Origin of the sequence: uncultured Pseudokineococcus sp. (assembly GCF_947495735.1) — a bacterium.
In the GTDB taxonomy this organism is placed as follows: Bacteria; Actinomycetota; Actinomycetes; order Actinomycetales; family Quadrisphaeraceae; genus Pseudokineococcus.
The window spans coordinates 23,925-50,632 of sequence record NZ_CANMAA010000018.1; the positions used below are offsets into that span (position 1 = coordinate 23,925).

Below are 26,708 nucleotides of genomic sequence, written 5' to 3' on the forward strand. Positions count from 1 at the left end.
GCGAAGGGGACGAGTCCATCCGGTGCTGAGTCATCACCGGGGCCGCACGTCGGGCCGACGACGGTCGAGAGGGAGGTCTGCGTCAGGACCCGGGCCGCTGGGTGACGCGGACCTCCACCTCGACGGGCGAGGGCGCGTCCAGGGCGACGTCGACCAGCAGCGCCCAGGCGGGAGCGGGACCGGCGGGCGCGGGCAGCCCCGCGGCGAGGAGCAGGTCGGTCAGGGCCGAGCGCGCGGACCAGGCGCCGGCCGCCCAGGCCAGCGCCCGCCCGGCGCCGCGGGCGTCGACCGCGGAGGCCGTGGCGGGCTCGCGGTCGGACACCGCCGACGCGACCCAGGCCTCGACGCGCTCGCCGTCGACGACGAGCGCGTCGTGGAGCACGAGGCGCACCTCCTCCGCGGCGGGGTCGCCGGCCAGGCCCAGGAGCGCGCGGACGGCGTCCGGGAGCGCCACCGCGCGTCCGGTGCTCTCGACGCGGCCCGGCAGGTCGTCGGCCGCCAGCGGCAGGTCGAGCAGCTCGGCCACGAGCTCGCCGGTGCCGCGCGGGACGAGGAGCGCCGGCCCGCACGCCGGGTGCGCCGCCGCGAACGGGTCGTCGACGACGCGAGGCTCCTCCCGGCGCACCGCGGTGCCGTCCGCGGCCAGGCACGCGAGGCGCTCGGGCACGTCCAGCACGACGGGCCCGGCCGCACCGGCGTCCGCGACGCGCTCCGCCAGGGCCCGCCACGCCCCGAGCAGCGCGGCGGTGCCGGCGGGACCGCCGGGCACCGACGGCGGGTCGAGCACCGCGGCCCAGGCCCCGGCGTCCAGGTCCTCCCAGCCCGCCACGACGCCGGTGGCGGCCCGCCACCCGGGCGGCAGGGCCGCTCCCCCGGGCGGCGGCGCGGGCAGCAGCGCCCGCAGGGCGGGCGGGGCGTCCGGGTCGGCGCAGGCGGCCCCCCGGTCATCAGGGGTGCCGGGGCGCAGCACCTCCGCCAGGACCACGGCGGTCGGGGACGCCACCACCGCCGTCTCCCCTCCTGGCCCGCGCAGCCGCAGGCGCGGGCGCAGGACGGCGGCGGCGCGGGGGCCCTCGAGCGCGGCGGCCAGCACGGCGACGACACCCGACGCGCCTCCCGTGCCGTCGTCGTCGTCCTCCTCGGGCGCGACGAGGTCCAGGTCGCGCACCAGCGCCACCTCGTCGGCGACCCACCCTCCGGCGCCCTGCGCGACCTCCTCCGCGGCGTCGAGCCAGCCCGGCGCCGCGTCGACGAGCTCCTCGGGCGGGTCGTCCAGGTCCACCTCGTCCCAGAGGAGGACGCCCGCCGACCCCGTGACCCCCACCGCCACGAGGGCGCTCGCCGACCAGCGCTCGAGGAGGTCGGCGGCGAGGGGCGCCACCTCGTCGGGGTCGAAGAACGCCGCGGCCGGCGAGCCGGGCAGGACGAGCGAGGCCGCGGGGGCCAGCTCGTCGCCGTCGTCCCGCAGGGGCAGGTCGAGCAGCCACGCCCGGGCCCCGGGCACGACGCCCACCGGCGCCGGCCCGGCGGGGAGCTCGTCCGCGCCGTCGGCCGTGACCCAGCCGAGCACCGCGGCCGCCAGCGCGTCGACGACGTCGTCCGGGTCCGCCGGCTCCGCCCGGTTCGCCGGGCTCCCGGCGCCGAGGCCCTCGACGAGGTCGTCGAGGTCGTCTTCGGCGAGGGCCTCGGCGACCGCGCGGACGGCGCCCGCGGTCGCCGGGTCGTCCAGCAGCGCCGCGGGCCCCGCCGGCACCGCGCCGAGGCGCTCGAGCAGGGCGGCCGCCGCCGGGTCGGCGCCGGCCCGCGGGTCGATCAGCCGCAGCCCGTGCTCGGCCAGGAGCGCTGCCACCGCCCTGTCCGCCGCACCGGTGCCGCCGACGACGTCGACCGCGGCGGGCCCGGCGAGCAGCGCCCCGCGGCAGCCGCGCACCCAGCGCCCGCCCGCCAGCGGCACGGGCAGCCCGGCCAGCGCCTCGCGCGCCCGCTGGTCGAGGGCCAGGGGGGCGAGCGCGGCCGCGAGCGCCCGCCACCGCGCGAGCCCCGCCCCCGGCTCCCCCGCCGCACCGTCCTGGTCGTCCCCCGTCGCGTCGCCCCAGGTCGCGTCGCCCCAGGTGGCGTCGTCCTCGGTCGCGTCGTGCCAGGTCGCGACATCGTCCGCCTCCGCCGCGCCCGGCGACGGGACCCCGCCGAGGTCCTCCCCCGGGGCGGGCAGCGGCCAGCCGTCGACGAGGTCGGCCAGCGCCAGGCGTCCGACGCCGAGCACCTCCAGCGCCGCCCGGTGCCGCCGGGGCGCCGCGACGAGCGCGGGCTCGGCGGCGGCGAGCGCCGCGAGCGCGTCGGCGTCCGGCGGGGTGCCGCCGTCCTCGAGCGCCAGGGCGCGCGCGCCGGGCAGCAGCCGTCCCGCACCGCCGGCCGCGGGGACCAGCAGCGGGACGTCCGGCAGGACCTCGTCGAGCACCCGTCGCAGGGCGGTGTCCACCCAGCCGGCCGACGGGCCCACGGGCACGAGGTCCAGCGGGTCGGGGAGGCCCTCGTCCTCGTCGTCGCCGGCGGTCCGCTCCGCCGCGACGAGCCCGAGGAGGTCCGCGTACGCCGCCCCGGCCTCGCGCAGCACGGCGGCCGCGGCCGGACCGGGCTCGACGTGGCGGCGCGTCGGCTCCAGCGGCAGCCCGGCCACCAGGACGGCCGGCCACGGCAGCGGCTCGTCGGTGGGCGTGGGGGCCAGCAGCACGCCCTCCCCCGCCGCGGCGACCGGCGCCGACCCGAGGGCCGCGGCCAGCGGGTCGAGCGGCGCCAGCCGTCGCGGCAGGGCCCACGCGAGCGACCACCGCGGGTCCGCCTGCTCCTCCGCGGGCCGACCGGCGAGCACCGCCGGTGCGTGCGTCCCCGTGCGGCGCACCACGACCCAGCGCTCGGCGACGTCGCGCAGCACCCGCGCCGGGGCGCCGGACCGCTCGAGCACCACCTCCCCGAGCGCCGGCAGCGCCAGCAGCAGCGGGTCGTCGACGGCGTCGAGCAGGCGCACGACCCCGTCCACGGCCGCCTCGCGCAGCGGCAGCGCGACGACGGTCGACCACCCGGCGTCCAGCAGCGCGACGGCCTCCGCGCCACCCGGCACGTCCTGCGGCCCCACGGCGAAGGGGGTGCGCAGCACCGGCAGCGAGGCGCCGCGGCGGCCGACCTCCGCGGCCAGCTCCCCGCCCGCCTCCTCCGCCGCCTCGTGCAGGAGCGCGGCAGCCCGGGCCCGGTCGAAGGCGACGCCCCCGGCCGCGGTGAGCAGCGCCGGCGCGTCGCTGACGCCGAGCACGGCCGTGAACCCGACCCCGAAGCGCCCGACGACGCCCTCCGGAGGGAGGTGCGCCCCGCCCGGGGCGCCCGCGGGCTGGGGTCGCTTGGTCGAGGCCCGCAGGCCCGAGAGCGCCCGCACGCCCGCCGCGTCGAGCGGGGCACCGGAGCTGGCGGCCAGCAGGACGGGCGGGGACGACGGCGCGGCGGGGAGCAGCCGCAGCAGCAGCCGCCCCCGGCCGGCCTCGCGCCCGCGGACGGCGGCGTCCGCGGCGTTCTGGGCCAGCTCGACGAGCACGCGGTCGCGGTAGCCCCCGCGCGCCAGCTCCTCCTCGGCGTTGGCGTCCTCGCGCAGCCGGTCGGGAGCCGCCGCCCAGGCGGCGAGCGCGCGGCCCGCGAGGGCCTCGCAGCCGAACGGGTCGGCGCCGACGGGGCCGGGCGCCACGGCCGTCCCGCCGGTCAGGCGACGGGGAGGACGTCGAGCACCTGGTCGTCGACGACCGGCGCGGGCACCTGCTCGCGGCGGACCTCGACGTCGGTCTCGCTGTGGGCGCCGCACCCGTGGTCGACGCTGACGACCGTGCCGTCCGACGGCGACCAGCCGTTCGCGCAGACGCCGAAGACCTGGCGCATCGCGCCCGGCAGGGGCAGGAAGAAGCCGCAGCTGCCGCAGCCGGCGGCCGAGACGCGGGCGCTCTCGGCCCCGGGGCCGTGGTCGCCGTCGTACCAGCGCCGGGCGGCCTCGGCCCGGCCGTCGCGCGAGAGCACCCGTCGGCGCCCGAGGCCCAGCTCGTGCACCGCGACGGCGTCGACGTCCTCCTCGCCGGTGGCGGCGAAGCCGGCGACGAGGCGGTCGTCGTCCTCGAGCCGGGGCAGCACGTCCGTGGGACCGACGTCGCCCGGCTGGATCCGCTCGGCCCAGGGCAGCCAGGTCGGGGCGAGGACGGCGTCGTCGCCCGCCACGAGCTCGGCCTCGCAGACGGTGACGACGCGGGCGCGGGGCGCGCGCGCGACCGTCACGGCCCACCGCCAGCCGTGGTAGCCGGCTGCGGTGCAGGCGAAGTCGTGCGTCAGCAGGCGGTCGCCCTCGACGCGGACGCCCAGGTGGTCGCCGACGAGGCCCTCACCGCGGGGGCCCAGGCCGGCGACCTGCTCCGCGGCCTCCCGGGCCAGGTCGACGGCACCGGCGAGCACGGCGTCGGAGGCCGGGGTGCGGCGGCGGGGGGGCACGCCTCAGCCCTCCAGGTCGTCGGCGACGCGACGCAGGACGGTGGCCACCTTGCGCCCCGCGGAGCGGTCGGGGTAGCGCCCGCGGTGCAGCTGGTTGGAGACGTCGTCGAGCAGCCGGATGAGGTCCTCGACGATGACCGCCATGTCCTCGGCGCCCTTGCGCGTGCCGGCCACGACGGACGCCGGCGCCGCCACGACGCGGACCGAGAGCGCCTGCTTCCCGCGGCGCCCGTCCGCGACGCCGAACTCGACCTTCGCGCCGGGCGCGACCGTGCTGCCCGCGGGCAGCGCCGAGGCGTGCAGGAAGACCTCCTCGCCCTCCTCGGAGGCGATGAAGCCGAACCCGCGCTCGGCGTCGAACCACTTGACCCTGCCTGTCGGCACCCTCGTCCGTCCTCGCGTCGTCCTGGGCCGGGCGGCTCCCCGCGGAGGGCGCCTGCGCCCCCCGCGGCGCGGAGGGCCGGCGACCCCGGGCGGGCCCGCTCCGGCGTGCACCCGCCAGGCTAACCGCCCCGGGCCGCGGCGCGCCGCGCGGCGGGCCGGGCCGGGCCGCCCGACGGGCTAGCGTCGCGGGCGCGCCCGCCGCCCCCGCGGCCGGCGCCGACCCGACCCGACCTGGCCGCACCGCCCCGCGAGCGCGGCCCACGAGCCCCGGAGCCACCGCATGCGCCGCCCGTCACCGCCCGCCCCGTCGCAGCCGCCGGTCCAGCCGGTGGTCCTCGGCGGGGACATCGGCGCCTACAGCCTGGCCCGCGCCGCGCACGAGGCGTACGGGGTGCGCACGGTCGTCGTCTCCTCGGTGGCCACGGGGCCGGTGCGCCGCTCGAAGATCGTCGAGCACGTCGTGGTGCCGGGCGTCGACGACCCCGCGGTCGCCGTCGCCGCGCTGCGCCGGGTCGCCGACGACCACCGGGCCACGGGCTCGTCCGCCCCGCTGCTGCTGCTGGGCAGCGCCGACCGCGCCGTCCGCCTGCTGGTCGAGAACCGCGCGCAGCTGGAGGACCGCTTCGTCCTGCCCTACGTCGGGCGCGACCTGCTGGACCGGATGACCGACAAGGAGGGCTTCGGCGCCGTGTGCGCCGAGCTGGGCATCCCCTCCCCGCGCACCGTCGTCGTCGACGTCCAGCGCGACGCGCGGGCCACCGGCGGCCCCGGGGTCGACGTCGCCCGCACGGTCGGCGGCGGCGAGCCGCTGACCTTCCCCGTCATCGCCAAGGCCGCGAGCACGACGGCGTACGCCGAGGTGTCCTTCCCCGGCAAGCAGAAGGTCTTCACGGTCGCGGACGCCGCCGCGCTGGACGACCTCGTCGACGTCCTGGCCCGCGCGGGCTACCGGGGCGCCTTCCTCGTGCAGGACCTCGTCCCGGGCGACGACTCCGGCATGCGGATCCTCACCTGCTACAGCGACCGCACCGGGCGGGTGCGCTTCTCCGCCTTCGGCCGGGTGCTGCTCGAGGAGCACACGCCCGGCGCGCTGGGCAACCCCGCCGGCATCATCACCGGCCGCGACGCGGAGGTCGCCGCGCAGGCCACCCGGCTGCTCGAGCACGTGGGCTGGACCGGCTACGCCAACTTCGACCTCAAGGTCGACCCGCGCGACGGGCGCGCGGTGTTCTTCGAGCTCAACCCCCGCCTCGGCCGCAGCAACTACTACGTCACCGCGGGCGGCCAGAACCCGATCGAGCTGTACGTGCGCGAGCACCTCCAGGGGCTGGACCCGCTGCCGCCGGGCGCGCCGGCCGAGCCCGACGAGGAGCGCCTCTACACGGTGCTGCCCCCGCGGCTGCTCCTGCGCTACGTCGCCGACCCGGCCCTGCGGGCGCGCGTGCGCCACCTCGTCCGCTCGGGCCGCGCGCTCGACCCGCTGCGCTACGGCCCCGAGAGCGACCCGCGGCGGCTGGCCTACGTGGCGGCGGCGCACCTGAACCAGCACCGCAAGTTCCGCCGGCACTACCCGCTCGAGCGGGCGCGGGCGATCCGCGAGGAGGCCGAGGCCCTCACCCGGCGGGCGGGCGCGTGAGCGCCGACGCGGCCGGGCGGGCCGCCGAGCACCCCCTCGTCGGCGTCGTGGGCGGCGTCGGGCCGCTGGCGACCGTGAGCTTCCTCGACACCGTCGTCCGGCTGACCGAGGCCGACCGAGACCAGGACCACGTCGACCTGCTGGTCCTCCAGCACGCGAGCATCCCCGACCGGACCGCCCACATCCTCGGCGCGTCCGAGGAGGACCCCGGCCCCGTCATGGCCGAGGACGCCCGCCGCCTGGAGCGCTGGGGCGCGGGCTTCGTCGTCGTGCCCTGCAACACCGCCCACCACTACACCGCGCAGATCGCCGAGGCGGTGCGCATCCCGGTGGTCAGCATCGTCGGCGAGACGACGGCGGCCGCCGTGGCGCGTCGCCCCGGCCTGCGCGCCGCGGGCGTGCTGGCCACCGAGGGCACGGTGGCCGCGGGCGTCTACCAGCGCGCGCTCGAGGGCGCCGGCGTGCGCGCGCTCGTCCCCGGCGCCGCGGGCCAGGCCGTCGTCACCGGCGTCATCTACGACGGCGTGAAGGCCGGCGCGCCGGTGGACCTGGCGGGCCTGCTCGCCGTGGCCGAGCGCCTGCTCGCCGACGGCGCCGAGGTGGTGCTGCTCGGCTGCACCGAGCTCTCCGTCGTGGCCGAGGCCGCCGGGCTGCTGGACGACCCGCGCTTCGTCGACTCCCTCGACGCCCTGGCGCGCAGCACCATCACGCGGGCCGGCCACCGCCTGCGGGAGCACCGGGCGCCGAGCCCCGCGGCGGCCCCCACCCGGTCAGCGGACGTCGACGCCGACCGGGTCACCGAGCGCTGACCCCCCGCACCTCGTCGGCACCCTGTCGCCCGGGACGCCCCCTCACGGCGAGATGCCGACGACGTGCCCGGCGGGGCCGGCGCCGACGGGCGGGGCCCTGGTGAGCCGGAGCCCTGGTGAGCCGGCCCTCTGGTGAGCCGGTCCCCGTGAGCCGGCTCTAGTGAGCGGGCACCGCAGCGGTCCAGCGGGCCAGCCACGCGGGGAAGCCGCCGAGGTCGGCCAGCACCTCGTCGGCGCCCGCGAGGTGCTCAGGACCGTGCGCCCCGGTCGCCACGGCGACGGCGGTGGCACCGGCCGCGCGGGCGGCCTCGACGTCCGCGGGGTGGTCGCCCACGTAGGCACCCGCCCCCTCGGCGCGCAGCGCGCCCGCCTTGGCGACGCCGAACAGGTCCCCCGCCACGGCGGCGACGAGGTCCTCCAGCCCCGCCCAGGCGAGGACGCGGCCCACGGCCTCCTGCCGCTTGGCGCTCACCACGACGACGCGGCCGCCGGCGTCGACCACGGCCTGCAGCGTCGCCCGCGCGTGCGGCATGGGCCCCACCAGCGGGTGGCCGCCCTCGCCGTCCGGTCGGCGGTCCTGCGCGCGGTAGCGCGCCGCCACGTCCTCGACGAGCGCCGGGTCGGCGCCGACGGGCAGCAGCGCGGCCAGCGTCCCGGTCAGCGGCAGCCCGCGGGAGGCCTCCGCGACGGCCTCGTCGAAGGGCAGGCCGACCTCGGCGAGCGCCGCGCGCAGGCACGAGCTGATGCGGGGCCCCGAGTCGACGAGCGTCTGGTCGAGGTCGAAGCCCACGACGGGGGCGCTCGCCCCGTCCCGGACGGGGGCGGCCGCGTCGATCGTCACCGGGGCAGCGTACGGAGCGGCCCGACGGCGCCGGACGAGCCCGGCCAGCAGCGGGAGCACAGACGTGGACAAAAGCCACGATCTGGGTCGAGTCGCGCGACGCTCGGTCACCTCCGATCCCGACGCGTGACGGCCCGGACCTCGCCGGCAGCCTTGACGTACGCCGGGAGCCGGGGTCCCATACCCCCGAGCGGGTGATGCAGAGCGTTCTGGTCGTCACCCGCAGTGCCGGCGTGCGCGCCGGCTGCCCCTCGCCGGCCCCGGCCGGTCCTCTCCCACCAGGAGGCTCCTCCGTGCACCCACGCCCCTCCCCGAGCGCGCGCTCCCGCCGCGCTGCGGCGACGCTCACCGGCCTCGGCCTGGTCGTCGCCACCGTCGGCGCCGTCGGCCCGGCCACCGCCGCACCGCTCGCCCCCGACACGGCAGCCCTGCAGTTCGAGGACGGCCGCTACGTCGTGACGCTGCTGCAGGAGCCGGCGGCCACCTACGACGGCGGCGTGGCCGGCCTCGAGGCCACCAAGCCCGCCGAGGGCGAGAAGCTGGACGCCGAGAGCCCGGCGGTGCAGGAGTACCAGCAGTACCTGGAGGAGGAGCAGGCCGAGGTCGCGGACGTCGTCGACGCCGACGTCGAGTACCAGTACACGGCCGCGGTCAACGGCTTCTCGGCCGACCTCACCGCCGAGCAGGCCTCCGCGCTGTCCCTGCAGCGGGGCGTCGTCAGCGTCGAGCGCGACGTGGCGCTGGACGTGGACACCATCGACAGCCCCGAGTTCCTCGGCCTCTCCGGCGAGGACGGCGTGTGGGCGCAGCTCGGCGGGCCCGACGCCACCGGCGAGGGCGTCGTCGTCGGCGTCATCGACTCGGGCATCACCCCGGAGAACCCCTCCTTCGCCGGGGAGCCGGTCACCGGCACCCGTCCCGGCGGCGTGGGCAGCACGTTCCGCACCGCCAGCGGGAACATCGGCGTCGTCAAGGCCGACGGCGAGGTGTTCGAGGGCGAGTGCGAGGTCGGCGACACGTTCACCGCCGACCTGTGCAACAGCAAGCTCGTCTCGGCGCGCTACTTCGCCGACGGCTTCTCCAGCACCGTCGCCCCGGAGGACTACGCGGAGTTCGAGACGCTCTCGCCGCGCGACGGCGACGGCCACGGCACGCACACCGCCGGCACCGCCGCCGGCAACGACGGCGTGGAGATGGTCGTCGACGGCCGCAGCTTCGGCTCCGGCTCCGGCATGGCCCCGGGGGCGAAGGTCGCCTCCTACAAGGTCTGCTACTCCGACGTCGACCCCGAGACCGGCGGCTGCTACACCTCCGACTCGGTGGCGGCCATCGACCAGGCCGTGCTCGACGGCGTGGACGTCCTGAACTTCTCGATCTCCGGCTCCACGACGAGCTCCATCGGCGCGGTGGAGATGGCCTTCATGTCGGCCGCCTCGGCGGGCGTCTTCGTGGCGGCCTCGGCGGGCAACTCCGGCCCGGGCGCCTCGACGGTCGCGCACAACAGCCCGTGGCTGACCACGGTGGCCGCGAGCACGCACCACTACTTCTACGGCACCGTGCAGACCGGTGACGGCGAGCAGTACCGCGGCATCTCCGTGACGGCGCCGCTGCCCGAGGGCGCTCCCGCCGTCCTCTCGACCGAGGTCGGCCTGGCCGGCGCGGCGCCGGCCGAGGTGGCCCTGTGCTACCCGGGCACGCTGGACCCGGCGCAGGTCGCGGGCACCGTCGTCGTCTGCGACCGCGGCGCGATCGCCCGCACCGAGAAGTCCCTCGCGGTGGAGCAGGCCGGCGGCGTCGGCATGGTGCTCGCCAACACGGTCCCCTCCAGCGTCGACGCCGACGTCCACTACGTGCCCACCGTGCACGTGGACGAGGTCGCCGGTGCCGCCGTCAAGGCGTACGTGGCCTCGGCGGAGGAGCCGACCATCGCGCTGCTCGAGGGCGACCAGACCGGCCAGGAGCCGCAGGCCGCCCCCGTCATCGCCGGCTTCTCGAGCCGCGGGCCCGCCGCCGCCCACAACGGCGACCTGCTCAAGCCCGACATCTCCGCCCCCGGCGTCAGCGTCCTCGCCGCCGTGGCCCCCGGCCCCAGCGGCGGGCGCGACTTCAACTTCCTCTCCGGCACCTCGATGTCGAGCCCGCACGTGGCCGGCCTCGGCGCGCTGATCCTCGGCGAGCGCCCGGAGTGGAGCCCGATGGCCGTCAAGTCGGCCATGATGACGACGGCCTACGACCTGGTGGACGAGGCCGGCGCGGGCGACACGAACCGCTTCAACGGCGGAGCCGGCCACGTGGACCCGACCCGCTTCCTCGAGCCGGGCCTCGTCTACGAGTCCGACGTCGACGACTGGCTGTCCTTCCTCGAGCGCACCGAGGAGGTCGACTTCGAGATCGACGGGATCGACCCGATCGACGACGCGTCGAACCTCAACCAGGCCTCCATCGCCGTCGGCGCGCTGGCCGGTCGCCAGACCGTCGAGCGCACCGTCACCGCCACGACCCCGGGCGTCTACCGGGTGCAGGCGGACATGCCGGGCTTCGACGTCCGGGTGACGCCCCGCGTGCTCAACTTCACGAACGCCGGGCAGAGCAAGACCTTCAAGGTCAGCGTGTCCCGCACCTCGGCCCCGCTGGACCGGTTCGGCCAGGGCACGCTGACCTGGCAGGGCCGCGGCCTCTCGGTCCGCTCCCCGATCGTGGCCCAGCCCGTCAACGTCGCCGCCCCGACCGAGGTCTCCGCCTCGGTCGCCGACGGCTCGGTCAGCTTCGACGTCACCCCCGGCACCTCGGCGCCGGTCGACATCTCCGTCGACGGCTTCGTGCCGGGGACGCGCCAGCGCGGCGACGTCGTGGCGGGCTCGCCCATCGTCGCCGGCAACCCCTCGACGGACCTGGTCACGGTCGAGGTGCCCGCGGGCACCAGCGTCGCCCGGATGGACCTGACGGCGGGCGAGGGCGCGAGCGACCTCGACCTGTACGTCCTCGGCCCGAACGGCCGCGAGGTCGGGCGCAGCGCCACGGGCGACCAGGACGAGCAGCTCACGCTGCGCGACCCGGCGCCGGGCACCTACCGGGTGCTGGTCCACGGCTACTCCACGGCCCCGACGGGCGGCGCCTACACGCTGGACTCGTTCGTCGTGGCGGGCTCCGAGGGCAACGCCACCGCCACCCCCGACCCGCTCACCAACCGCCCGTCGTTCCCGCGGGAGCTGACGGTGCGCTGGGACGGGCTCCAGGAGGGCACCGCCTACCTGGGCGTCGTCCGGTACTCGGGCTCCTCGATCGAGACGGTCGTCTCGCTCGACTGACCCCCGCACTGCCCCCGGCCGACGGCCGGGACGCACGAGACGACGGCCCGGTCCGAGCACCCGCTCGGGCCGGGCCGTCGGCCGTCCGGCCCCCGCGCGCCCCGGCGCCCGACCGCCCCGACGTGCGGGCCCGTCACGCGCCGTGCCGCTCCCTCGCCTAGCGTGGTGCGGATGCCTCCGCCGCCCGCCGCCCCCGGCTCGTCCGCCCCGTCGTCCGGGTCGTCGGGCGGGCGCAGCCGCGCGCCGCGCAGCCTGGCCGACGACCTGCGGGGCCGGGGCGAGGACGCGCTCGTCGCGCTGCTGCAGGGGCGCCCCGACCTCGCGACGCCCGTGCCCGCCGACACCGGGGCGCTGTCGGTGCGGGCCAGCACCCGCCACAGCGTCCAGCGCGCCGTCGACGCGCGCAGCCGCGCCGAGCTCGACGTCCTCGCGGCGGTCGTCGTCGCCGCGGGGGGCGGGGGCGGCTCGACCACCACGGCCGCCGTCGCCGCCGCGTGCGGGCTGCCGCAGACGCGCACCGCCCCCGTGCTGGCCCGGCTGCGCGAGCTGGCCCTGCTGTGGGGCACCGCCCGCGAGCACACGGCCGTCTCCGTGCTCGCCGACGCGCTGGGCCCGCACCCGGCCGGGCTGGGACCGCCGGTCGCCGACCTCCTCGACCAGGCGCCGTCCGTGCGCCCCCGGGTGGAGGTGCTGGGCCGCCTGCTCGAGGTGCCGGCCGTCGAGGGCGTCGACGCCCTGGCCGCCCGCCTCGCCTCCCCCGAGGCCCTCGCGGCGCTCCTCGACGCCGCCCCAGCGGGCACGGGCGACCTGCTGTCCCGCCTCGACGCCGGGGGCCCGCTCGGCCAGGTCTCCCGGGCGCGCCGCGACGTCGACGCGGGCGCCGAGCGCGGGGACGTCGCCCCGCTCGACTGGCTGCTGGCCCGCGGCCTGATCGTGCCGGTCGGCGACAGCCGCGTCGTGCTCCCCCGCGAGGTGGGGCTCGCGCTGCGCGAGGGGCGCGTGCTGCGCGAGCCCGCGGCCCTCGAGCCGCCGCCGCTGCCCACCCGCGCCGTCCCCGCGGGCCGCCGGGACGCCCTCGCCGGGGGCGCCGCGGGCGAGGCCGTGCGGCTCGTCGACGCGCTGGGCCGCTCCTGGGGCCAGCGACCCGCGTCCCTGCTGCGCTCGGGCGGCCTCGGGGTCCGCGAGCTCGCGCGCGCCGCGACCGAGCTCGAGGTCGACGCCGGCACGGCCGCGCTCGTCGTCGAGCTGGCCGCGGCCGCCGGCCTCGTCGCCGAGGACGGCGAGGCCGACCCGGCCTGGGCCCCGACGCCACGCTACGACGCCTGGGCCGACGGCAGCACCGGCGAGCGCTGGGCGGCGCTGGCGTCGGCGTGGGTGGCCATGCCGCGGCTGCCCTCCCTCGTCGGGGGGCGTGACGACCGCGGCAGCGCCCGCGCCGCCCTGTCCGACGCCGTCGCCCGGCCGCAGGCCGCCGTCGTGCGCTCGCTGCTGCTGCGCGCGCTCGGGGAGGTGCCCGAGGGCGAGGGCGCCTCGGCCCCCGACCTCGCCGACCGCCTGGCCTGGCAGCGGCCCCGCTGGGCCCCGGCGCGCGACGCCGAGCTGCTCCGCGCGCTCGTCGAGGAGGCCTCGTGGCTCGGCGTCGTCGGCTCCGGCGCGCTGTCGGCCGCCGGCCGCGCGCTGCTCGGGGACGGCGGGACGGCCCCCGGCGAGGACGACGAGGGGGCCCGGCGCCGCGCGGCCGCGGCCGCCGTGCTCGACGAGGCCCTGCCGACCCCGGTGTCGGAGGTGCTGCTGCAGGCCGACCTGACCGCCGTCGCGCCCGGCCCCCTGGAGCGAGACCTGGAGCTCGAGCTGTCGCTGGCCGCCGACGTCGACTCCCGCGGCGGGGCCACCGTCTACCGCTTCGACGGCGGCACCGTGCGCCGGGCGCTCGACGCCGGGCGCACGGCCGACGACGTGCTCGACTTCCTGAGCCGCATCTCGGCGACGCCGGTGCCGCAGCCGCTGACCTACCTCGTGCGCGACGTCGCCCGCCGGCACGGGCGCGTGCGCGTCGGCTCGGCCGGCGCCTACCTGCGCAGCGACGACGAGGCCTCGCTGGCCGAGCTGCTCGCGGAGCGGCGCGCCGCGGCGCTCGGCCTGCGACGCCTGGCCCCGACCGTCCTCGTCTCGCGCGCCGACGCCTCGGAGGTGCTGCGCGTCCTGCGCTCGCTCGGCCTGGCCCCCGCCGCCGAGTCCTCCGACGGCGCCCTCGTGCTCGACCGCCCGACCGTGCGGCGGACCCCGCCGCGGCGCCTCCCGCGGCCCGCCCCCGCGCAGACCGCGCCCGACGACGCCACGGCGCGCAGCGTCGTCGCCGCCCTGCGCGCGGGGGACGAGGCCGTCGCCGCGGCGCCGCCCCCGCCGCCGGGCGCCCCGCTCGTGCCGCCGGCGGACCCGGCCGTCTCGCTCTCGGAGCTCCGCCGCGCCGCCGCGGACCGACGGCCGCTGTGGGTGGGCGTCGTCGACACGACGGGCGGCCCCAGCCGGGTGCACGCCCAGCCGCTGTCCGTCGAGGGCGGGCGCATCACGGTCCGCGACCTCACCACCGGCGCGGTCCGCGTCCTGTCCGTCCACCGCGTGACGGGCACGGCGCCCGGCTGAGGGGATCGGCGCCGCGGGGGTAGCGTCGGGCTTCCGCACCGACGCAGGAGGCAGCCGTGAGCCACCCGGAGCCGCAGGACCGTCCGGACCGCAGCTGGCGGGAGCCCAGCCGCGACGTCCCGACGGGCGACTACCCGTACGGCCCGGGCGCCGCGGGCCCCGCGCAGAGCCCCTGGCCCGGCTCCGCCGACGACCGGACCGGCGCTCGGGCCGACGCCCCCGCCGGCGACGGCGGGTGGGGGGCCCCCTCGGACCCCTGGACCTCGGGCGCGCGCGACGGCGGCGCCTCGCCGGTCCGCTACGGCGGGGACCGGCCGCAGCACGAGGACCGCTACGGCGGCGGCGCGACGAGCAGCGCGGGCCTGCCGACGTCGACCGTGGTGCTCCTGGTCGTCTCGGGGCTCGGCGTGTTCACCGGGTTCGCGACCCTGGCCGGCGTGCCGGCGCTCATCCTCGGGATCGTGGCCGCCACCAGCGCCGCCACCGACCGCGAGCGCGCCGAGCGGCTGACCCGCACCGGCTGGATCGTGTTCGTGGCGATCATCGCGGCGAGCCTCCTCCTGCTGGTCCTGGCCTTCGTGCTGGGCATCGCCGTGCTCGGAGGGCTCAGCGGGCTGGCCAGCACGGGCTTCGGCGGCTTCTAGCCGGGCGGCCGCGCCGTCCCCGGGCGAGCCGGGGCGACAGTCGACCGGCGGCGCCCCCTCCAGGTGCTGCGCGCGCTCCCCTCAGGCGCGGCGCGCGGTGCCCGACCGGGTGATGAGCTCCAGCGCGCTCCCGCACCCGTCCTCGGCGGCCATCGCGCGGGCGGCGGCCGCCAGGCGCTCCGGCTCGGCGCCGGCGGCCAGGGCCCGGCCGAGGCGCTCCGCGGTGAGGCGGCGGGCGGGCACCGGCCGCGCGGCCAGGCCCTGGCGGTGCAGGCGGGCGGCCCAGAAGGGCTGGTCGGCCAGGAAGGGCACGGGGACGGACGCCACCCCCGCGCGGACGGCCGCGTGCGCGGTGCCGGCGCCGGCGTGGTGGACCGCGGCGACGCACCGGGGCAGCACCGCCTCGTGCACGACCTCGGCGCGGACGAGGACGTCCTCGCCGGTCCGGCCGGGCGGCAGGCGCAGCCCGCCCCAGCCCGTCACGAGCAGGGCGCGGCGGCCGGCGGCGCGGACGGCGTCCAGGACGACCTGCGCCCGGTGCTCGGCGTCCCCCGCGGCCATCGACCCGAACCCGGCGCAGACGACGTCGCCCCGCGCGAGGAAGTCGTCGAGCTCGGCGTCGGCCCGCGTCGCCCCGGCGGGGGCGGGCTCGTGCCAGGCGCCGGTCACCACCGTGGTGGCCGGCCAGTCCTGCGGTTGCGGCAGCAGGACCGGGCTGACGGGCACCAGCGTCGTCACCGGCGGCGGCAGGGGGCCGCGGGCGGGTAGCCCGAGCCGGGCGCGGACGTCGCGCAGCGCCCCGGCGGCCACGGACGACGCCGCACCGACCACCCGGTGGGTCAGGGGGTTGAGGGGTCCGAGGTCCCGCCCGCCGAGGCCGGCGGCGGGGAACTCGCGCGTGGGCGTGAGGGTCGGCACGATCTCGACGAGGACGTGCGGGACGCCGAGGTGCGCGGCGGCGAGCGGTGCCGAGAGCACCTTCGGGTGGTGCACGAGCACGTCGGGCCGGAAGTCCAGGGCCGCGTCGACGGCCGAGGACAGCACCGCGGCCAGCATCGGCGCGACCGTGCTGCGGTAGGAGCGCAGGGCCGCCCACGGCGAGACGCCCTGCCGGCGGACGAGCTCGGCGAAGTCGCCGTCGAGGACGGCGACCTCCACCCCGCCGGCGCGCGCCTCGGCGACGAACTCGCGGGTGACCGCGAGCCGGACCTCGTGCCCCTCGGCGCGGGCGCGGCGGGCGAGCGCCAGGAAGGGGACGACGTCACCGCGGCTGCCCGCGGTGAGGAGCAGGACGCGCACGTGGGCCTCCTCGGACCGCGCCGACGTGCGACCGGAGCGGTGCGCACGCACGCGATCCTCCTCGTCGGCCGCCGCCCGCGGCACGGGAAGCCACGGACCGCGCTCGTGGTTGGGCCTGAGGTCGGCACGGGCGCCCCCGCGCGCCGTGCGCCCGCTGCACCAGCCCGGAAGGACTCGCGTGAGCGACGGACCCCTCATCGTCCAGAGCGACAAGACCCTGCTGCTCGAGGTCGACCACCCCGACGCACCGGCGTGCCGCAAGGCCATCGCGCCGTTCGCCGAGCTGGAGCGCGCGCCCGAGCACGTGCACACCTACCGGCTCACGCCCCTGGGCCTGTGGAACGCCCGCGCCGCCGGGCACGACGCCGAGCAGGTCGTCGACGTCCTGCTCGAGCACTCGCGCTACCCGGTGCCGCACGCGCTGCTCGTCGACGTCGCCGACACGATGGACCGCTACGGGCGCCTGCAGCTCGTGGACTCTCCCACCCACGGCCTCGTGCTCCACGCGGTGGACGTCCCGGTGCTCGAGGAGGTGCTGCGCAGCAAGAAGGTCGCCCCCCTCGTCGGCGAGCGCATCGACGGCAGCACCGTCGCCGTCCACCCCAGCGAGCGCGGCAACCTCAAGCAGGTCCTGCTCAAGCTGGGCTGGCCCGCCGAGGACCTCGCGGGCTACGTCGACGGCGAGGCGCACCCCATCGACCTCGACACCGCCGGCTGGCAGCTGCGGCCGTACCAGGCCGAGGCCGTCGACGGCTTCTGGGACGGCGGCTCCGGCGTCGTCGTCCTGCCCTGCGGCGCCGGCAAGACGCTCGTCGGCGCGGGCGCCATGGCCAAGGCCCGGGCGACCACGCTGATCCTGGTGACGAACACGGTCTCGGCGCGGCAGTGGAAGGACGAGCTGATCAAGCGCACGTCCCTCACCGAGGACGAGATCGGCGAGTACTCGGGCACCCGCAAGGAGGTCCGGCCGGTCACCATCGCGACCTACCAGGTGCTCACGACGCGCCGGAAGGGCGTCTACCCGCACCTGGAGCTGCTCGACGCCCGCGACTGGGGCCTGATCGTCTACGACGAGGTGCACCTGCTCCCCGCGCCGATCTTCCGGATGACGGCGGACCTGCAGGCGCGCCGGCGCCTGGGCCTGACGGCGACGCTCGTGCGCGAGGACGGCCGCGAGGGCGAGGTGTTCTCCCTCATCGGCCCCAAGCGCTACGACGCGCCGTGGAAGGACATCGAGGCGCAGGGCTACATCGCCCCGGCGGACTGCGTCGAGGTGCGCGTCACGCTGCCCGACAGCGAGCGCCTGCTCTACGCGACGGCCGAGCCGGAGGAGCGCTACCGGCTCTGCGCGACGACGGAGTCCAAGACGCGCGTCGTCCAGCGCGTCGTGGAGGCCAGCAAGGGCGAGCAGGTCCTCGTCATCGGCCAGTACATCGACCAGCTCGACGACCTCGGCGAGCGCCTCGACGCGCCGGTCATCAAGGGCGAGACGTCGGTGGCCGAGCGCCAGCGGCTCTTCCAGGCCTTCCGGACCGGCGAGATCTCCGTCCTCGTCGTGAGCAAGGTCGCCAACTTCTCCATCGACCTGCCCGAGGCCAGCGTCGCCATCCAGGTCAGCGGGTCCTTCGGCTCGCGCCAGGAGGAGGCCCAGCGCCTCGGCCGCCTGCTGCGCCCCAAGGCCGACGGGCGCACCGCCCGCTTCTACACGGTGGTCTCGCGCGACACCCTCGACCAGGACTTCGCCGCCCACCGGCAGCGCTTCCTCGCCGAGCAGGGCTACGCCTACCGGATCATGGACGGCGACGACGTCCTGTCGGGCTCCCTGGAGCCCGACGGCGCCTGACCCACCACGAGCACGGACACGAGAGCGGGGAGATCGAGCTGACCGCCCCTGACGACCCCCGCGCCGCCGCCGGGCGCTCCCTGGCCCGTGCGGCGGCGGAGCGGGAGGCGCGTCGCGCCGCCCTCGACTCCGCCGAGGCCGACTACGCCACCAGCCACGCCGCGGCGCTGTCGGCCGGCTGGACCCCCGCCGAGCTCGCGAAGATCGGGCTCGACGAGCCGGGCGTGCGGACGGGGGCGCGCCGCGCGCGCCGACGCCGTCCCCCGGCGTCGTCGGCGGGCGGGGGCGTCGGCGCTCGGCCGTGAGCCGACGTGGGCCCGCGTCGGCCGGTGGCACCCCCGCTGAGCCGGCGCAGGTGCTGGTCCGGGACGACGCCCGGCTCCGTCCTCGGTCCAGGGACGGAGCCGGGCGTCGTGGCGGGGTGGGACCTCGCTGCTGCGGCTCAGCTCGCGGCGCTGCGGAGGGTGTTCTCCTCCAGCACGCCGCGCTCGACGTCGAGCTCGACGACCTCGGCGCCCTCGACCAGGTCGGCGGTGGTGCCCTCGCGGTCGTCGGTCTCCTGCTCGCCCTCGTCGTCGGTGGTGACGACCTCGACCTCGATCTCGGTGCCGGTGGTGACGCGGAAGGTCAGGGTGGTGCCGGTGATCACCAGGGCGCCGGTGGCGGCGTCGAAGGAGGCGATGACGCCGAAGGTGTCGCCCTCGTCCTCGTCGGGGCGCCCGTCGCGGTCGCGGTCGCCGTCGCAGCGGTCGTCGGCGGCGTCGTCCTCGTCCTCGTTGACCTCGCCGTCGCGGTCGCTGTCCTCCTCGCCGTCGAGGAGGCCGTCGTCGTCGGCGTCGGCGTCCTTGGCGGCGAGCTTCAGCTCGTTCTCGTCCTCGTCGGCGACGTGGTCGCGGTCGAGGTCGTCGTCGTCGCCGGCGCAGGTCTCGCGGGCGTCGTCCTCGTCCTCGTTGGCGACGCCGTTGCGGTTGTGGTCCTCGTCACCGTCCGGGATCCGGTCGCGGTCGGTGTCGGTGTCGGTGGGGTTGGTGCGGGTGGTGCGCTCGTCGGCGTCGTCGTGGCCGTCGTCGTCGGTGTCCTCGTCCCGGGGGGAGGTGCGCAGCTTGTGCTCGGCGAGGTTGTTGAGCCCATCGGCGTCGGCGTCGGCGCGGGCGTCGGCGGCCTTCTTGGAGTTGAACTTGTGGGTCGCCTCCCAGGCGTCGGGCATCCCGTCGCGGTCGGTGTCGACCGCCGCGCGCGGCGGTGCGGCGACGGCGGGGGCGGACAGGCCGGTGAGCAGGGCGCCGGTCAGGCAGAGCGGGAGCAGGACGGTGCGTGCGTGCATGGGACAGCCTCCTGGGTAGCTGGGCCGCCTTCTAGAAGGCCCCTGGCTTTGCGTCCCCGCCTCGCGGCGGGTTTGCCCTGATGTGGAGCGCAGCCGGGTGGCTGCCTCAGCCCAGACAACGGCAGACGACACCCTCGACGCCATCTCCTCAACCCTTCAACCACCCAGAGAGAGGCTCCCCAGCGCCCGGACGGACCAGCGCCGGTGCGAGGAGAGCCGCACGAGCGGAACTCCTCCGCACGCCGTCCCCTCACCGACTGCCTGCCGGAGCCTCGACCGACGCCCGCTGCTGCTGGCGACGGCGCTCCAGGTGTCCGCCGACGATCGGCGACCAGGACGCGGCCAGGGCACCGGGCGCGGTCGCCTGCGCGGGCGGCCCGAGGCGGCGGTGCCGGTGGGCGGTCGGGGTCAGGCCGTGGTGGCGGGTGAACGCGGCGCTGAGGGCGTAGGGGGTGCTGTAGCCCACGCGCCGTGCGACGGAGGCCAGGGTGGCGGCGGGCTCGAGCAGGAGGTCGGCGGCCAGGTCCAGGCGCCAGGCGGTGAGGTAGGTCATCGGGGGCTGGCCGACGAGGGCGGTGAAGCGGCGGGCGAGGGTGGCGCGGCTGGTGGTGGTGGCCGCGGCCAGGGCAGCGACGGTCCATCGGCGTGCCGGCTGGTCCTGCAGCAGGCGCAGCGCCGGGCCGACGAGGGGGTCGGCGGCGGCGGCGTACCAGCCGGGAGCGGTGACGTCGGGCCGGTCGAACCAGGCCCGCAGGGCGGTGACGAGCAGCAGGTCGAGCAGGCGGTCCAGGACGGCCTCCTGCCCGGGGGCCTCGGAGGCGACCTCGGAGGCGAGCCAGGTCGCGACGGGCCCGGTCGTGCCGGTGGCGGGGACGACGACGGCGGGCGGCAGGGCCTCGAGCAGGCGGCTGCTGACGGCGGCGTGGTCGGTGTAGGTGCCGGTGACCATCCGGGTCGCCCCGGCGGCGACGTCGGGTGAGCCCCAGACGCGGGCGCCCCGCCAGCTCAGGCTTACCTCGGCGCCGTCGGGGGTGGTGCAGGTCTGCCCGGGGCCGATGACCGCCTGCGGCGGTGTGCCGGGGGCGTCGGCCATGACGTACGGGGCCGGGCCGCGGACCACGGCCACGTCTCCCGGTCCGAGCTGCTGCGGTGGCGCGTGCTGGGGCAGCAGCCAGGCGGCGCCGGTCACGAGCGCGACGACGGTCAGCGGGGCGCCGTCGGCCACCTCCAGCGCCCACGGCGGGGACAGGTCGCTGCGCAGCACGAACGCACCGCGGGCGCGGGGCCCGGCCAGCAGGCCGGCCAGGGGGTCCACGACCGAGCACGCTAGGACCCCGCCGCACCGTGGCGCACCCCTCGTGAGACGCCGGCGCATGCCCTCGCGCGTCCGGCCCATGTCCTGCGCGCACGCCGGGGGCGTTGGCTGGGACCCATGACGACACCAGCGCGCACGACCGACGACTCCCGGCCCGTCCTGGTCCTCGGGGGCACGGGCACGACGGGCCGCCGCGTGGCCGACCGCCTGCGACGGTCCGGACGCCAGGTGCAGGTCGGCTCACGGGCGGGGTCCCCGCCGTTCGAGTGGACCGACCCGGCCACGTGGGCGCTCGTGCTCGAGGGCGTCGGCGCGGTCTTCGTCGTCTGCTCCCCCGACCTCGCCGCCCCCGGAGCCCCGGACGTCGTCACCGACCTGGCCCGGGTCGCCCTCGATCGGGGAGCGGGGCGCCTGGTGCTGCTGTCCGGGCGCGGAGAGGCCGAGGCCCAGCGCGCCGAGGCCCAGGTCCGCGCCCTGGCCCCGGACCTCGTGGTGGTGCGGGCGAGCTTCTTCATGCAGGACTTCGACGAGAAGCTCCTCCTCGAGCAGGTCCGCGCCGGCCTGGTCCGGCTGCCGGTCGGCGCGGTGCGCGAGCCCTTCGTCGACGTCGAGGACGTCGCCGACGTCGCGACCGCCGCCCTGCTGGACGCCCGGCACGCCGGGGCGACGTACGAGGTCACCGGCCCGCAGATGCTGACCTTCCCCGACGCGCTGGCGTGCATCTCGGCCGCCCTGGGCCGGCCGGTGCGCTACCAGCAGGTGCCGGTGGACGCCTACCGGCAGGGGCTCGAGGACCAGCACCTGCCGTCCGAGGTGGTGGACCTGCTCGTCTACCTGTTCACCGAGGTCCTCGACGGCCGCGGCGAGCACCTCGGCCACGGGATGCAGGAGGCGCTGGGCCGCGCCCCGCGGACCTTCGCCGACTACGCCCATCGGGTCGCCGCCAGCGGGGGGTGGGGCTGATGCGAGGTCTCGTCCTGGCCGCCGGGATCGGGTCGGCTCTGGTCGGTGGCGTCTTCTTCGCCTTCTCGGCGTTCGTCCTGCCCGCTCTCGGGCGGCTGCCCGCCGCCGACGCCGCCGCGGCGATGCGCTCGATCAACGTCCTCGCCGTCCGCCCTCCCCTGATGGTCGCGCTCTTCGGCACCGCGGCGGCATGCGCCCTCACCGGCGTCCTGGCGCTGCGCCGCGGCGACGGCTGGGTCGCCGCCGGGTCCGCGACGTACCTGGTCGGCGTCGTCCTGGTGACCGTGGCCGCGAACGTCCCGCTCAACGACCGCCTCGCCGGCCTCCAGCTCGACGTCACCGCCTACGCCGAGGCCTGGGGCCGGTGGAACCACGTGCGCACCGCCGCCGGCGCCGTCGCCGCAGCCCTGCTCCTCGGGCCGCACGCAGCCGACCCGTCGTCATGACGCCACCGCACGGGTCCGCGGCGGGGCTCAGAGGTGCGTCCACCGCGAGGTCGGGTCACGACGGTGCAGGTGACCGACCGGGCCCGGTCGGGGGTGGCGTCGCGCCCGTCGCCGTCCGGCGGGCGTGCGCCACGGCCCGCGGGCAGGACGCCGCACGCCTCGGCGAAGCCCGCACCGTGACATGACTGCTTCCCCCAGGGCTGCCGGCCGGACCAGGAGACAGCCGCTCAGGGCTACTCAGGGCTGCTCAGGAGGCGACCCACCACCGGCGCTCCGGCCCGCCCCTCGGCGACGCCACCACCGACGGCGCCGGGCCGGACGGGACGGGCGTCCGGTGGTGGCGCGCCGAAGACGGCCAGGACGCGGTGCGGGACGGCCTCGTCGGTGAGGTGGGCGGCGCGACGCCGAGCTGCTGTGGGGCACGGGCCGAGGCCTCCTGCCGCAGCGCCGCACGCGGCGACGGCGGAGGCGGGCCGTGGCGCGCGAGCACGAGGTCCTCGGTCAGGACGGGGAGCCGGCCGGCAGCGGATGGCACCCGCACCGAGCCGCGTGGTGAGGTCCCGCCGCGCCGCGCCGCGCCGCGCCGAGAGCCGGGCTGGGGCGAGGGCCGCTGGTCCCTCGCCCCGAGCAGCCGTCAGCCGTTGTAGGGCGGGAGCACGTCCAGCACCCAGGTCACCCCGAAGCGGTCGGTGACCATCCCGTAGAGCGGCGCGTAGCCGGCGGGGGCGAGGTCGGCGCGCACCGTCCCCCCGACGGTCAGCGCCTGCCAGCAGCTGGTGATCTCCTCGGCGTCGTCCCCGCGCACCGAGACGTACACCGCGTCGGTGCCCGCGTCATGGGCCCGCCCCGGCGGCACGTCGAAGGCCATCACCGAGAACCCGTTGGGCGCACTGACCCCGCCCCACTTGATCTGCTCGGCCACCGCGCCGTCGGCGGCGTCCTGCTCGTCCCCGCCCTGGGCGAAGGTGAAGGCCATGACCTGCCCGCCGAACACGGACGCGTAGAAGTCCAGCGCCTCAGCGGCCTGGCCGCGGAAGTTCAGGTGCGTGGTGGTGGTGATGCTCATGGGGTGCTCCTCGGCCGTGTGCGCCACCCCTGCGGTGGCGACGACAGGACACTCCCCGATGAAGAGGACAGGTCGAGTCCTCTTCTTCCGTCACCATGGCGGCATGACCGAGAGGACCGGGACCTCGTCGCGGCTGCTGACCCTGCTGTCCCTGCTGCAGGCGCGCCGGGACTGGCCCGGCGCCACCCTCGCCGAGCGGCTGGACGTCACGCCTCGCACGGTGCGCCGGGACGTCGACCGGCTGCGCGAGCTCGGCTACCCCGTGCAGGCGTTCAAGGGTCCCGACGGCGGCTACCGGCTGGGCGCCGGCTCCGAGCTCCCGCCGCTGCTGTTCGACGACGACCAGGCCGTCGCCCTCGCCCTCGCCCTCCAGCTCGCCGCCACCAGCGGCGCCGGCATCGGGGAGGCCGCCGCCCGCGCGCTGACCACCGTGCGCCAGGTGATGCCCGCTCGGCTCCGGCACCGCGTCGACGCCGTCCAGGTCACCCCCCTGGCCCGGAGCGCCACCCCGGACGTCGACCCGGCGGTCCTGGTCGCGCTCACCGCAGCCGTCCGCGCCCACGAGGTCCTGCGCTTCGACCACACCACACCTGATCGGTCAGCCGCCGCCCCACCCGCTGCGGACCGGTCGTCGGCAGCCACCCGAGGCCAGGACCCCGCCCCGCCCCGCCGCGTCGAGCCGCACCACCTGGTCGCCCGCGACGGACGCTGGTACCTGCTGGCCTGGGACCTCGACCGCGGGGACTGGCGCACCTTCCGCGCCGACCGGCTCGTCCCCCGCATCCCGACCGGGCCCCGCTTCACCCCCCGCCAGGTGCCCGGTGGCGACGTCGCCACCTTCGTCGACAGCGTGTTCAAGGGCTCCACCAGCGGCTCGGGGAGCTGGCCGTGCACCGGCACCGTCGAGCTCGCCCTGCCGGCCGCCGACGTGACCCCCTTCGCCCACGACGGCGTCGTCGAGCCCCTCGGACCCGAGCGCTGCCGGCTCACCCTGGGCGCCTGGTCCTGGGTCGGCGTCGCCGCCGCCGTCGCCCGCTACGACGCCGACGTCCTCACCGCCAGCCCCCCGGAGCTCGCCCGCGCGTTCGCCGTCCTGTCCGGGCGGTTCGCCGCCGCGGCGGCGAGCAGCACCGGCGGCTGACCACCGGCGCCCCGCCGCTCCCCGTCACCGGCGCAGGGCCTCGAGCCGCGCTGCCGGCCTGCTGGGGTCAGGACGACCTCCGCCGAGGTCCTCGACGACCGCCTCGACGTCGTGCACGAGGTCCTCCGGGAGCCGGGCTCCTCCCGGTGCCGGGGACCGGGAGGAGCCGCTCGTGACCGGTGCTCAGGGGACGAGGCGCTCCGCGCGGTAGGCGTCGACGCGGCGCAGGAGGGCGCGCTCGGTGCTCACCCAGCCCGTGTACCCGAGCAGGCGGCTGCGGGTCATGTCCGCGACCACCTCCATGGGCCGCCCGAGGTCGGCGTCGGTGTGCCACCAGGACGCCACCCGGGCCAGGTCGGGCTCGACCAGGTCGTGCGCGGCCACGAGCTCGGCCCAGACGCCCTCGGCGCCGGCCATCTGCTCCTCCAGCGGCGCCGGCTCCTCCCCGGGGCCCTGCGCCTCGACGCCCAGGTGCGCGGCCAGCGACGGCCACAGGCGCCGCCAGCGCACGACGTCGCCGTCGACCACGTTGTACGCCGCGTCCGCCGCCGCCGGGGTCGTCGCCGCCCAGAGCTGGTGGTCGGCCAGCAGGTCCGCGTCGGTGAGGTCGACGACGCCGTCCCACTGCGCGCGCGACCCCGGGAAGACGAGCGGCCGCCCCAGGTGGCGCTGCACGCCGGCGTAGGCGCCGAGCGTGGAGGCCATGTTCATCGCGTTGCCGACGGCGTGTCCGACGACGGTGTGCGAGCGGTGCACGCTCCAGGAGAACCCGTCTCGCTCGGCCGCGGCGAAGAGCTCGTCCTCCTGGGCGTAGTAGAAGTTGTCCACGGGCAGGCGCGCGGCGTCCTCGAGGAACGGCGTGTCGGGCATCTCACCCTGCCCGTAGGCCTCGAAGGGCCCGAGGTAGTGCTTGAGGCCGGTGACGAGCGCCACGTGCCGCAGCGAGCCCTGGGCGCCCAGGACGGCGAGCAGGTCGCGGACCATCCCGCCGTTGACGCGGATGTTCTCGGCCTCGGTCGCCTGCCGCGCCCAGGCGCCGATGAAGACGTGCGTCGGGCGCAGGTCGGCCAGCGCCTCCTCGAGCGAGGCCCGCGAGGTGAGGTCGGCGGCCACGTGCGCGGCGCGCCCGTCGGCGGGCGGGCGGCGGGACAGGCCCGTGGTGCGCCACCCCGCCTCGACGAGCTGGCGCACGAGCGCGGAGCCGGTGATGCCCGTGGCGCCCACCACCAGGGCGTGGGCGCCCTCCGACGGCTCCCGCACCGGCGTCGGGGCGCGGTCGGTGCCGGGGTCGCCCGCCCAGCGCGCGCCGAGGTCGACGGACGCGGCGGAGGCCTGGGACGAGGACGCGCTCTCGGGGGTGCTCATGCCGTCCCAGCACCCGCGGCGAGCGCGCTGTTCCGGCGCCGAGCCGGACGCTCCGACGCCGGAGCCGTCGCCGAGGTCGGGCGGGACGGCGGTGGGCAGTCGGCCGGCTGGTGCCGGCTCAGATGGCGGCCGGGCGCCAGTCGGCCGGTGCGCGCAGCGCGACCTGCTTCAGGAGGCCGGCTGCGCGCTCGACGCCCTCGCGGGAGCTCACGAGGGCGTCCTCGTGCTCGATGCTGAGCACTCCGTCGTAGCCGGCTGCGCGCAGGTGGTAGACGAAGTCGGCCCAGAACGTCGCACCCCGGGGGTGGCCCAGTCCGAGGGTGACGTAGTTCCAGGCGCGCTCGCCGGGGCGGGTGATGTCGGTGGTGTCCAGCAGCCCGTCGCGGGCGGCGGGGCCGTGGTTGACGCGGATGTCCTTGGCGTGGACGTGGGTGATGTGCGGGCCCAGGGCACCGATGACGCTCGGGATGTCGGCGCCCATCCACATCAGGTGGGACGGGTCGAGGTTGGCGCCCACGACCCCCTCGCCGACGGCGTCGGCGACGTGCTCGACCAGGCGCAGCAACCCCGAGACGTCGTGCACCAGCTGCGCTCCGCAGGCCTCCACGGCCAGGCGCACCCCGTGCTCGTGGGCGAAGGCCGCCAGGTCGCGCCAGTAGGGCAGGGCGACCTCGTCCCACTGGTAGGCCAGGACGCGGAGGTTCTCCGGTGGCCAGGCGGTGGTGACCCAGTTCGCGCTGGTGTCACCGGCGGCGCCGGCGGGCAGCCCGGACATCAGCACGACGGTCGGCACCTCCATCAGGGCCGCGGCGCGGATGGTGTCGCGCACGACGGAGTCGTGGGCGGGCCCGGTGAGCGGGTGCAGCTGGTTGCCGTTGGCGTTCAGGGCGCTCAGCGCCAGACCGCGGTCGCGGACCTGGCTCAAGAGCTCGTCGCGCCGGCTGGGCCCGGCCAGCAGGTCGGGCAGATCCAGGTGAAGAGCCCGCGACCAGCCGCCGGTGGCGATCTCCACCTCGTCCAAGCCCAGGTGGGCCGCGAGGTCCAGGACGTCGGTCAGGGGCAGGTGGCCCAGGGAGTCAGTGATCAGACCGATCTTCACGTGCTCGTCTCCTCGACGTCGTGGGCGCGCGCCCGGTCAGGTGGTCGGCGGTGCTCCTGCCCGCTCC

Annotated in this window: 19 protein-coding genes and 1 riboswitch; of the genes, 9 read left to right on the forward strand and 10 right to left on the reverse strand. The window is 77.9% G+C overall.

What is annotated here, in order from left to right:
* Positions 1 to 82 precede the first annotated feature (82 nt).
* The 3 genes from Q0848_RS17180 to Q0848_RS17190 are packed head-to-tail and all read right to left on the reverse strand — an operon-like array spanning position 83 to position 4,899.
* Positions 83 to 3,730, reverse strand: coding sequence for a hypothetical protein (locus Q0848_RS17180; protein ID WP_299039743.1), 3,648 nt, complete (start codon positions 3,728 to 3,730; stop codon positions 83 to 85).
* A gap of 14 nt (positions 3,731 to 3,744) precedes the next feature.
* Complete coding sequence (locus Q0848_RS17185) at positions 3,745 to 4,515, reverse strand: DUF3027 domain-containing protein (RefSeq protein WP_299039744.1); 771 nt, start codon at positions 4,513 to 4,515, stop codon at positions 3,745 to 3,747.
* A 3-nt stretch (positions 4,516 to 4,518) separates the two neighbouring features.
* On the reverse strand, positions 4,519 to 4,899 hold the full coding sequence (locus tag Q0848_RS17190) for a cold-shock protein (RefSeq protein WP_299039745.1): 381 nt from the start codon (positions 4,897 to 4,899) through the stop codon (positions 4,519 to 4,521).
* A gap of 280 nt (positions 4,900 to 5,179) precedes the next feature.
* On the opposite strand from Q0848_RS17190, the gene Q0848_RS17195 reads away from it, so the two are divergent.
* Together Q0848_RS17195 and Q0848_RS17200 are read left to right on the forward strand one after the other, a co-directional pair.
* A complete protein-coding gene (locus tag Q0848_RS17195; RefSeq protein ID WP_299039747.1) occupies positions 5,180 to 6,535 on the forward strand; it encodes a hypothetical protein in 1,356 nt (451 codons plus the stop codon).
* Positions 6,532 to 7,344, forward strand: coding sequence for an aspartate/glutamate racemase family protein (locus Q0848_RS17200; protein ID WP_299039749.1), 813 nt, complete (start codon positions 6,532 to 6,534; stop codon positions 7,342 to 7,344). Before Q0848_RS17195 ends, Q0848_RS17200 begins: the two co-directional genes overlap by 4 nt.
* Positions 7,345 to 7,501: 157 nt before the next feature.
* Here the strand turns inward: Q0848_RS17200 and Q0848_RS17205 are convergent, their stop codons facing one another.
* Positions 7,502 to 8,185, reverse strand: a complete 684-nt coding sequence (locus Q0848_RS17205; RefSeq protein WP_299039751.1) for an HAD family hydrolase — start codon at positions 8,183 to 8,185, stop codon at positions 7,502 to 7,504.
* 293 nt (positions 8,186 to 8,478) lie between these two features.
* Between Q0848_RS17205 and Q0848_RS17210 the strand changes: the two genes are divergently transcribed.
* From Q0848_RS17210 to Q0848_RS17220, 3 genes are all read left to right on the forward strand, one after another.
* Complete coding sequence (locus Q0848_RS17210) at positions 8,479 to 11,493, forward strand: S8 family serine peptidase (protein WP_299039753.1); 3,015 nt, start codon at positions 8,479 to 8,481, stop codon at positions 11,491 to 11,493.
* Between the two features lie 171 nt (positions 11,494 to 11,664).
* Positions 11,665 to 14,136 (forward strand): helicase-associated domain-containing protein, encoded by a 2,472-nt coding sequence (locus Q0848_RS17215; protein ID WP_299039756.1) that lies wholly within the window; start codon positions 11,665 to 11,667, stop codon positions 14,134 to 14,136.
* A gap of 56 nt (positions 14,137 to 14,192) precedes the next feature.
* A complete protein-coding gene (locus Q0848_RS17220; RefSeq protein ID WP_299039758.1) occupies positions 14,193 to 14,780 on the forward strand; it encodes a hypothetical protein in 588 nt (195 codons plus the stop codon).
* Between the two features lie 81 nt (positions 14,781 to 14,861).
* Here Q0848_RS17220 and Q0848_RS17225 read toward each other — a convergent pair whose 3' ends face one another.
* Positions 14,862 to 16,079, reverse strand: a complete 1,218-nt coding sequence (locus Q0848_RS17225; protein WP_299039760.1) for a glycosyltransferase — start codon at positions 16,077 to 16,079, stop codon at positions 14,862 to 14,864.
* A gap of 178 nt (positions 16,080 to 16,257) precedes the next feature.
* Here Q0848_RS17225 and Q0848_RS17230 point away from each other — a divergent pair, with 178 nt between their 5' ends.
* Positions 16,258 to 17,922: a DNA repair helicase XPB gene (locus Q0848_RS17230; protein ID WP_299039762.1), complete on the forward strand. Its 1,665-nt coding sequence runs from the start codon at positions 16,258 to 16,260 to the stop codon at positions 17,920 to 17,922.
* Positions 17,923 to 18,364: 442 nt separating this feature from the next.
* On the opposite strand, the gene Q0848_RS17235 is transcribed toward Q0848_RS17230, so the two are convergent.
* Both Q0848_RS17235 and Q0848_RS17240 read right to left on the reverse strand, forming a co-directional pair.
* Positions 18,365 to 19,246, reverse strand: a complete 882-nt coding sequence (locus Q0848_RS17235) for a hypothetical protein (protein ID WP_299039764.1) — start codon at positions 19,244 to 19,246, stop codon at positions 18,365 to 18,367.
* An 11-nt stretch (positions 19,247 to 19,257) separates the two neighbouring features.
* Positions 19,258 to 19,333, reverse strand: a riboswitch (cyclic di-GMP riboswitch).
* Between the two features lie 163 nt (positions 19,334 to 19,496).
* Positions 19,497 to 20,561 (reverse strand): AraC family transcriptional regulator, encoded by a 1,065-nt coding sequence (locus tag Q0848_RS17240; RefSeq protein ID WP_299039766.1) that lies wholly within the window; start codon positions 20,559 to 20,561, stop codon positions 19,497 to 19,499.
* Between the two features lie 117 nt (positions 20,562 to 20,678).
* On the opposite strand from Q0848_RS17240, the gene Q0848_RS17245 reads away from it, so the two are divergent.
* A complete protein-coding gene (locus Q0848_RS17245; protein ID WP_299039769.1) occupies positions 20,679 to 21,524 on the forward strand; it encodes an NmrA family NAD(P)-binding protein in 846 nt (281 codons plus the stop codon).
* Positions 21,524 to 21,970, forward strand: a complete 447-nt coding sequence (locus Q0848_RS17250; RefSeq protein ID WP_299039771.1) for a DUF1772 domain-containing protein — start codon at positions 21,524 to 21,526, stop codon at positions 21,968 to 21,970. Before Q0848_RS17245 ends, Q0848_RS17250 begins: the two co-directional genes overlap by 1 nt.
* A 634-nt stretch (positions 21,971 to 22,604) precedes the next feature.
* Here the strand turns inward: Q0848_RS17250 and Q0848_RS17255 are convergent.
* Positions 22,605 to 23,036, reverse strand: a complete 432-nt coding sequence (locus Q0848_RS17255; protein WP_299039773.1) for a VOC family protein — start codon at positions 23,034 to 23,036, stop codon at positions 22,605 to 22,607.
* 103 nt (positions 23,037 to 23,139) lie between these two features.
* Between Q0848_RS17255 and Q0848_RS17260 the strand changes: the two genes are divergently transcribed.
* Positions 23,140 to 24,177, forward strand: coding sequence for a YafY family protein (locus Q0848_RS17260; RefSeq protein ID WP_299039775.1), 1,038 nt, complete (start codon positions 23,140 to 23,142; stop codon positions 24,175 to 24,177).
* A gap of 183 nt (positions 24,178 to 24,360) precedes the next feature.
* Here the strand turns inward: Q0848_RS17260 and Q0848_RS17265 are convergent, their stop codons facing one another.
* Positions 24,361 to 25,542, reverse strand: coding sequence for an SDR family oxidoreductase (locus Q0848_RS17265; RefSeq protein ID WP_299039776.1), 1,182 nt, complete (start codon positions 25,540 to 25,542; stop codon positions 24,361 to 24,363).
* A gap of 118 nt (positions 25,543 to 25,660) precedes the next feature.
* On the reverse strand, positions 25,661 to 26,641 hold the full coding sequence (locus tag Q0848_RS17270; RefSeq protein WP_299039779.1) for a sugar phosphate isomerase/epimerase: 981 nt from the start codon (positions 26,639 to 26,641) through the stop codon (positions 25,661 to 25,663).
* Positions 26,642 to 26,708: the final 67 nt, after the last annotated feature.

Bases quoted from the DNA above. Each gene is read 5' to 3' on its own strand.
- Q0848_RS17195 (WP_299039747.1), top strand. From the start codon at position 5,180: ATGCGCCGCCCGTCACCGCCCGCCCCGTCGCAGCCGCCGGTCCAGCCG.
- Q0848_RS17215 (WP_299039756.1), top strand. From the start codon at position 11,665: ATGCCTCCGCCGCCCGCCGCCCCCGGCTCGTCCGCCCCGTCGTCCGGG.
- Q0848_RS17235 (WP_299039764.1), bottom strand. From the start codon at position 19,246: ATGCACGCACGCACCGTCCTGCTCCCGCTCTGCCTGACCGGCGCCCTG.
- Q0848_RS17245 (WP_299039769.1), top strand. From the start codon at position 20,679: ATGACGACACCAGCGCGCACGACCGACGACTCCCGGCCCGTCCTGGTC.
- Q0848_RS17250 (WP_299039771.1), top strand. From the start codon at position 21,524: ATGCGAGGTCTCGTCCTGGCCGCCGGGATCGGGTCGGCTCTGGTCGGT.
- Q0848_RS17255 (WP_299039773.1), bottom strand. From the start codon at position 23,036: ATGAGCATCACCACCACCACGCACCTGAACTTCCGCGGCCAGGCCGCT.
- Q0848_RS17260 (WP_299039775.1), top strand. From the start codon at position 23,140: ATGACCGAGAGGACCGGGACCTCGTCGCGGCTGCTGACCCTGCTGTCC.
- Q0848_RS17265 (WP_299039776.1), bottom strand. From the start codon at position 25,542: ATGAGCACCCCCGAGAGCGCGTCCTCGTCCCAGGCCTCCGCCGCGTCC.